The following is a 6,554-nucleotide window of genomic DNA, read 5'->3' on the forward strand; positions in this document are numbered from 1 at the left end:
CCGAGTCGGACCGTTCGATACCGAACTCCGACGGTGGCACCACGGAGGTCGCACGCGAGTAGGGTTCACAGCCTGGTGAACCGACGAGCAGCGAGCGAGCGGGCAGCTGAACGCGCCAAACAGCTCCGGGCGCGCTCGGCTGAATTGGCGGCCGGCGAGCCCGTCACCGAGGCAGACGTGGATCTGGCCAAGGAACGCGCAGACGATGCGCGCAAGAGCGCCGAGAAGGCGCACCTGTCAGCCGCAGAGCGACATGACGAGGCCGCCCGGGTACATCGCGCTGCCGCTGATCTACACGAGCGAGCGGCGGCCGCGGGGTCCGGCGATGTTGCGGCGCACCGCGCCTCCGCCGACCACCACCGAGCCGCCGCCGGGGATGACGAGCGCGCCGCCGAGCAGGACATCCTGGCGGCCGAAGCCGACCACCGGGGTTAGCGCCGCAGCGGCCTATTCGTCGGGGTCGGATGACCCCAGCGTCATGAGGTAGTGGTCGATGGGCGCGCGCGCCGCGGCGCTCGACTTCAAGAGCTCCGGCAGCTCGGCGACGAGCTTCGAGGCGACGGTCGCCAGCTTGACGTTCAATTCCTGCGATCGCCACCTCAAGATGCCGAAGGCGGCGTCGGCGTCCAGCTGATAGACCGCCATGAGCATGCCCTTGGCCTGGTCGATGACTTCACGGTGGGAAACGATCACCTCCAACTTGTCGCTGATCGACTCTTGGAGATCGGCGTTGAAGGCGTCGGTGATGTCGACGTAGAACCCGCTGGTCGCCACGATGCGGTTGTCCGCGTCCGCCACGGCGTCGCCAACGACGACCACGTTTCGAGTCTCCCCGGCCGTCGTGCGGATCCGGTGGCGGCTGGAGAACGGCGCCGCCGACTGATGAAGTAGACCCTTGACCCGCGCCAGGTCGTCGGGGTGTTTGTGATTCAGAACCAGATCGGTCGTCGGCTGTACGTCACCAGGCTCGTAGCCGTGCATCCGGTAGACGGTGTCCGACCAGGTCCAGACGTCGGTGTCGTACCGGTACTCGAACCGGCCGACGCGTTGCGGCGCACCACCGAGAAGCGCCTTGTCGATGGGCCGCACCGGCTGGCCGTCGGTGGCGGGTTGGCCGTCGGCTGTCAGGGACCGGCCGACTGTGGTGTCGTCGCCCTGAGGCACCTGGTCGATTGTCATGTGTGCAGATTAATGAAGTTACTTACCCCCCGTCGACTGTTGTCAGCAACCTGTCGTCGATCGGGGCGGCAACGCCGAGCAGCGCGCTGTGCTCTCAACACGAGGGTTGTCCCGGGTCACCTTGCAGCGACGTATCAACGCAACCTCGCCACTGTCGGCTGCCGACCGCCGGGTTCCCCGGAGGAAGGCCCGAAACACGTAATTCTTCGGTAATTCTTCTGACCGGCTCCGACGGCCCGGGTGCGGCTGACTCTCAGGTGTGCGCCGGCGTGCTCGCGAAGTGATCGGTGATCGCCTGGCAGAACGCGGACAGGTCCTCGGGTGAGCGGCTGGTGATCAGGTTGCCGTCGATGCAGACCTGCTGGTCGACCACGGTGGCGCCGGCGTTGCGCAGGTCGGTGCGGATGCTCGGGTACGACGTCAGCGTCCGGTCCCGGACCACGTCTGCCTCCACCAGCGTCCACGGCCCATGACAGATCGCGGCAACCGGCTTGCCCGAACGGACGAAGTCGCGAACGAAGGACACCGCCGACTCGTCGAGTCTCAGCTTGTCGGGGTTCACGGTGCCACCTGGGAGCACCAGCCCGTCGAAGTCATCGACGCTGACATCGGAGACCGCCCGGTCCACGGGGAACGTGCCCGCCGGTTCGAGATCGTGGTCACGTGCCGCAATCTCACCCGTCTTCACCGACAGCAGTTCGACCCGCCCGCCGGCGTCCTCCACGGCGGCGCGGGGTCGTTCGAGCTCGACCTTCTCGACGCCGTCTGCGGCCAGAAATGCGATCTTGCGGCCTTGCAGTTCGCCTGCCACGATTTGCTCCTCTCCTTCGGCTCACTTCGGGACTACCCGCGGGAGCGTGCCCCAACCACCCGCACGCGTACCGGATAGTCCTGCGTCGCATGGGTACTCCTCAAGCAGCAGCCGCAACGACGAAAGGGGTACGTGATGCCGAAGGTGACGAAGTCCGGCAAGGCCAAGACCAGTGAACTGCCCAGCACGTTGCAGAAATCCGATGACAAGGCGCAGCGCACCTTCGCCAAGACCCACGACGCCGCCGCCGAGGAATATGGCGAGGGCGAACGAGCCCACCGGGTGGCCTACAGCGCGCTGAAGCACAGCTATGAAAAGATCGGCGACCACTGGGAGGAGAAGGACCAGCGCGGTCCTTCGGATGATCGCGCCAAGAGTGGTGGCCCGCGGCCCACGGGCGACACCGCCGAGGGCGTCGACGCCAATGCGAGCAAGAAGCACCTCGTCGAAGTGGCCAGGCGGCTGGAGATCTCCGGTCGCTCGACGATGACCAAGGACGACCTCGTCTCGGCGATCCAAAAGGCCAACCGTCGGGAGACCCGCCGCAACCGGTAACGGCATCAGGACTTCCTTGCCAATGGCGGCACACTGCGGATACTGAGGGGACAGGCCGTCAACGGGCGGTCAGGGGGAATGACGTCACATGTCAAGCAAGCTGGGGAAGTCAGACGTCGAAGCGGACGACGATGCCGGGTCGCCGCCCGTCAAACGTGCGGCGATGGCTCACGCTCGAGCTGAGGAACTCCGCAATCGCCGTGCGCAGCTCGTGAGTGGAGTATCAGCCGCCTTCGACGTGGCGGCGACGGCCCATCGCCGCGCCGAGGAGGCCGTCGAGCGGGCCCGAGGGGCGTCCCGGGCGGCCCGGCATCGGCACGTCGAAGCCCAGCAATCCCACTTGCGGGCGGCCGCCGCCCACGAACAGGCCGCTATGACAGTGGGCGACCAGGAGTGCGACGTTCACCAGACCGCGGCCGAGCGGCACCGCGCGGCGGCCGCTCGACACGAAGCCACGATTACGGACTGACGAGGGTCAAGCCGGCGCGCGGGCCGTCAGCCGACTTCCTCCATAAGCAGCAGCGCGCCATTCGCCGACGCCTCGCCGAACCGGAAGGCCGTACACGACACGCGAAGGTCGATCTTCCTGCCCCGCCGGTTCACCGCTTCGGCCCGCATCTCCCCGACGGCCTCGGGATCTACGAACGCGTTGCCGATCAAGGGCTTCAACTCGCCGATGGGGAGACCGATGTCGAGGCTGGTGAACTGTGCGCCGAGCGTCTCGGCGGATCGAAGCCCCCACAGTTCCTCGGCGCCAGGATTCCACTTCACCACTCGCATCTCGCGATCGACCACGATCAAGCCCATCGCCACCGAGTTGACCAAAGAGTTCAGGAAGGTCTTGGCTTCGTCGAGTTCGCTGCTTCGCTCGCCCAGTGTCTCGTTGATGGTCTGGAGCTCGTCGTTGGTCGACTGCAGTTCCTCGTTGATCGTCTCGAGTTCCTCGTTGGTGGACTGGAGTTCCTCGTTGGTGGTCTCGAGTTCCTCGACGGTGGATTGGAGTTCCTCGTTGGTGGTCTCCAACTCTTCGTTGGTCGACTGCAGTTCCTCGTAGGCGGCCTCGAGCTGGGCGTTGGTGTGCACCACCTTGTCGAGCAGGATGCGGTTGGCGGTCACGTCGAAGAACACGATCGACACGCCGATGAGCCCGTTCTCGGGGTCTACCAACGGGTTGACGTGGATCTCGAACCAGTTCGGCTCCGTACCCGGGCGCTGCCACTCGACGTCCTGGACGCGTGCGGACCTACGCTCGACCTTCGCTTGTTCCACATACTTGCGGAGTTCGACGGGCCGATAAGACACCTCGAGGTCGCGCAGCAGGCGGCCGATATCGCGGGCCGACAAGCCGAAGGTCAGCTCGGCCTGCTGGTTGATCATTGCCACCGTGTCGTCGCCCGTCACCACTATCTGGGCGACGGGGCTGGCCCCGAAGGCCAGCTCACGGATGGTTCCGAGATCGGAGAGGTTTCCCTGTCGTTCGATCCGCGGATCTTGGCGCTCCGACTTCGACATCTCGCTCTGCGAGCCCGCGGCGCGCCGGAAGATGCGGCGCTTCAGGTCGATTGGAGTGAACTTGTCGGTATGGCTGAGAAGCATCTCGGCGTGGCCAAGGAAGAGCACTCCCTCTGGCGCCAACGCGAAGTGCAGGCGGCTCAGCACCTTCTGCTGGGTCTCGGCATTGAGGTACATCAGGGCGTTACGACAGACGAGCAGGTCGACCCGCGAGATCGGAGCGTCCTTGACCAGGTCGTTGCGTCCGAAGATGACGGCGCGGCGGAGGTCCTTGTTGAACAGGTAGCGACCGTTGACCTGCTCGAAGTACCGCGCGAGGAGCGGCTCCGGCACGGACGCCACGGCCTTGGCGTCGTAGGACGCGGCCCTGGCTTGGGCCAGTGCCTGCTCGTCGAGGTCGGTGGCGTAGATCTTGACCCGATGCCGGAAGGCCTCGGGTTCCAGTGAATCGGCCAGGATCATCGCCAGCGTGTACGCCTCCTGGCCGGAGGCGCAGCCTGCACTCCAGATCCGGATCGGCTCGTCCGGCCCGCGACGGGCGAGCAGGGCGGGCACGACCTCGTCGTGGATGAACTGCCAGGCTTCTGGGTCACGGAAGAAGGACGTGACGTTGATGAGGATCGTGTCGAACAACGCGTCGAATTCGTCCGAACTGGCTTGCAGCACATCGAGATACTCTTCGAATGTCTGCACGCCCGCATGTTCCATCTGGTGCTGGACACGCCTCACCAGCGAGGTGCGCTTGTAGCCGGTGAAGTCGACGCCCCTGGTGTCCCGGAGGTAGTGCAAGAGGGCTTCGAACGACTCGTCGCCTTGATCGTTCATCTCATCCCGTCTGCCTACATGTCGGATCTCGACCTTACTCAGCAGTCGTAGCGGCGCGGCTGTTTGGTGACCATCCAGCGGGGAAGCCCCAAGGCATGACCAACGACGCGGAGAAGCGGTGGCACGACCCACCCGCGATGCGCAGCGCCGTGGCCTATGCCGTCGTGGTCATCCTGCTGGCCGCGGGGGCGTTCGCGGCCTATGCCCTCGGCGACCGGAACGCACTCGGCGTGGCGATGGCCACGCCAGGCGTGTTGTTCCTCGGCGCGCTCGGAGCCTTCGTGAAGACGTACCGGGACTGGCGGGCTGGGCGCACCTGGCCGATCTGGCAGGGCGCGGGATGGTTCTTGCTGACGCTCAGCCTGCTCGCGCTGGGAGTTCCATCGATGGGCGTTCTGGGCTCGCCCTGATCGCACGGACCCCTCATGCGTGCGAGTCGTCTAGAACCGCCGCCGCGAACCGAAGGTCGGAGACCAACGCTTCGAAGGCCTCGTCTCGTCGCTCGATTGGGCCGCGAAGGATCGACGACGGATGCGTGGTCACCACGACCGCCGGATCGTCGCCGTGTTCGGGTAGCCGAAGAACTTCGCGCCGGTGGGCGGTCAGCCGAAAGTCGTTTCCCAGCAATGATTTTGCTGCTGTCGCACCCATGAGCACCACCACGTCCGGCGCCACCAGGTCCAGCTCGACGAACAACCACGGCCGGCACGCGACGACCTCGATCCGGCTTGGCGTCTTGTGGATTCGACGCACCCCTCGCTCGGCACGGGTGAACTTGAAGTGTTTGACGGCGTTGGTGACGTAGAGCGGTTCGCGGTCGATCCCGGCGGCCGATAGGGCCCTGTCGAGAATGTGACCGGCGGGGCCGACGAAGGGCTTGCCGGCCTTGTCCTCCTGATCGCCGGGTTGCTCGCCGACCAGCATCATGGTCGCCGACCGCGCGCCCGCGCCGAAGACCGTTTGGTTGGCGTCCGCGTACAGCGCGCAACCCCGGCAATCCCGCGCGGCCGCCGCGACGGTGGCCAGGCTTCGAGAGTCGGGGACGAACTCTGCTGCCGAGGTGCGTTCCATCATCGCCACGTGCCGCTCCTGCGAATCGCTGCTCGTCTGCTTCCTTGTTCGTCGGGTTCCCTCCCTACGAGCCGACGAACCGTGCCGCGCGGCCGTACGTCAGGACGACGGGTGCGGCTCGTCGTCCCGATCCGCTTCGATCAGCGGGCCGTCCTCGGCTTCGAGGTCTTCGCTTCGCGCTCCGGGATCGGCGGAGACCAGCACACGCACGAAGCTGTTGAAGAAGGCGATGGCCGGGACCGCAAGGAGGGCGCCGATGATGCCTGCGAGCACCCCGCCCGCGGAGAGGCCAAGGACGACGGCGAGCGGGTGAATCGAGACCGCACGGCCCATCACCAACGGTTGCAGCACGTGTGCCTCGAGTTGCATGACTGCGATGATCAGCCCGAGCGTGATGAGGGCGTAGATGAGTCCCTTGGCCAGCAGTGCGACGATCACCGCCAGGAATCCGGTGATCAGCGCGCCGACAAGCGGGATGAACGCCCCTAGGAAGATCAGCGAGGCGAGCGGAAGTGCGAGGGGGATGCCCATGATCCCGAGCCCGCTGCCGATGGCGACCGCGTCGACGAGGGCGACGAGGGAGGTGGCCCGCGCATAGCCG

General features: G+C 66.1%; 8 protein-coding genes and 1 pseudogene. 4 read left to right on the top strand and 5 right to left on the bottom strand.

Annotated features, from left to right (window positions below; all coding sequences use genetic code 11):
• The first annotated feature begins 75 nt into the window (after positions 1-75).
• Complete coding sequence (locus QOD90_RS07715; RefSeq protein WP_526348295.1) at positions 76-435, top strand: hypothetical protein; 360 nt, start codon at positions 76-78, stop codon at positions 433-435.
• A gap of 12 nt (positions 436-447) precedes the next feature.
• Here QOD90_RS07715 and QOD90_RS07720 read toward each other — a convergent pair whose 3' ends face one another.
• Both QOD90_RS07720 and QOD90_RS07725 read right to left on the bottom strand, forming a co-directional pair.
• Complete coding sequence (locus QOD90_RS07720) at positions 448-1,179, bottom strand: ANTAR domain-containing protein (RefSeq protein ID WP_526348297.1); 732 nt, start codon at positions 1,177-1,179, stop codon at positions 448-450.
• Between the two features lie 253 nt (positions 1,180-1,432).
• Positions 1,433-1,990, bottom strand: a complete 558-nt coding sequence (locus tag QOD90_RS07725; protein WP_526348299.1) for a type 1 glutamine amidotransferase domain-containing protein — start codon at positions 1,988-1,990, stop codon at positions 1,433-1,435.
• A gap of 135 nt (positions 1,991-2,125) precedes the next feature.
• On the opposite strand from QOD90_RS07725, the gene QOD90_RS07730 reads away from it, so the two are divergent.
• Positions 2,126-2,545 carry a ChaB family protein gene (locus QOD90_RS07730; protein WP_526348301.1) on the top strand — a complete coding sequence of 140 codons (420 nt, stop codon included), beginning with the start codon at positions 2,126-2,128 and terminating at the stop codon, positions 2,543-2,545.
• An 88-nt stretch (positions 2,546-2,633) separates the two neighbouring features.
• Entirely contained in the window at positions 2,634-3,014 is a 381-nt protein-coding gene (locus QOD90_RS07735) for a hypothetical protein (protein WP_526348303.1), read from the top strand.
• A gap of 26 nt (positions 3,015-3,040) precedes the next feature.
• On the opposite strand, the gene QOD90_RS07740 is transcribed toward QOD90_RS07735, so the two are convergent.
• The gene (locus tag QOD90_RS07740) at positions 3,041-4,882 is read right to left on the bottom strand and encodes a CheR family methyltransferase (protein WP_526348305.1); all 1,842 of its coding nucleotides are present in this window, start codon (positions 4,880-4,882) and stop codon (positions 3,041-3,043) included.
• A 95-nt stretch (positions 4,883-4,977) separates the two neighbouring features.
• Here QOD90_RS07740 and QOD90_RS07745 point away from each other — a divergent pair, with 95 nt between their 5' ends.
• Positions 4,978-5,292: a hypothetical protein gene (locus tag QOD90_RS07745; RefSeq protein WP_526348307.1), complete on the top strand. Its 315-nt coding sequence runs from the start codon at positions 4,978-4,980 to the stop codon at positions 5,290-5,292.
• 13 nt (positions 5,293-5,305) lie between these two features.
• On the opposite strand, the pseudogene QOD90_RS07750 reads toward QOD90_RS07745, so the two are convergent.
• Positions 5,306-5,980: pseudogene (locus QOD90_RS07750) on the bottom strand (UdgX family uracil-DNA binding protein); the annotation flags it as partial.
• 72 nt (positions 5,981-6,052) lie between these two features.
• Positions 6,053-6,554 (bottom strand): AI-2E family transporter (locus QOD90_RS07755; RefSeq protein WP_526348309.1); only part of this gene is annotated, 502 nt, incomplete at its 5' end.

Origin of the sequence: Mycobacterium sp. (assembly GCF_032161845.1) — a bacterium.
Classification (GTDB): domain Bacteria; phylum Actinomycetota; class Actinomycetes; order Mycobacteriales; family Mycobacteriaceae; genus Mycobacterium.

What these genes read in the sequence shown, in the direction of transcription:
- QOD90_RS07720 (WP_526348297.1), bottom strand. Translation starts at nt 1,179, where the DNA reads ATGACAATCGACCAGGTGCCTCAGGGCGACGACACCACAGTCGGCCGG.
- QOD90_RS07730 (WP_526348301.1), top strand. Translation starts at nt 2,126, where the DNA reads ATGCCGAAGGTGACGAAGTCCGGCAAGGCCAAGACCAGTGAACTGCCC.
- QOD90_RS07735 (WP_526348303.1), top strand. Translation starts at nt 2,634, where the DNA reads ATGTCAAGCAAGCTGGGGAAGTCAGACGTCGAAGCGGACGACGATGCC.
- QOD90_RS07740 (WP_526348305.1), bottom strand. Translation starts at nt 4,882, where the DNA reads ATGAACGATCAAGGCGACGAGTCGTTCGAAGCCCTCTTGCACTACCTC.
- QOD90_RS07745 (WP_526348307.1), top strand. Translation starts at nt 4,978, where the DNA reads ATGACCAACGACGCGGAGAAGCGGTGGCACGACCCACCCGCGATGCGC.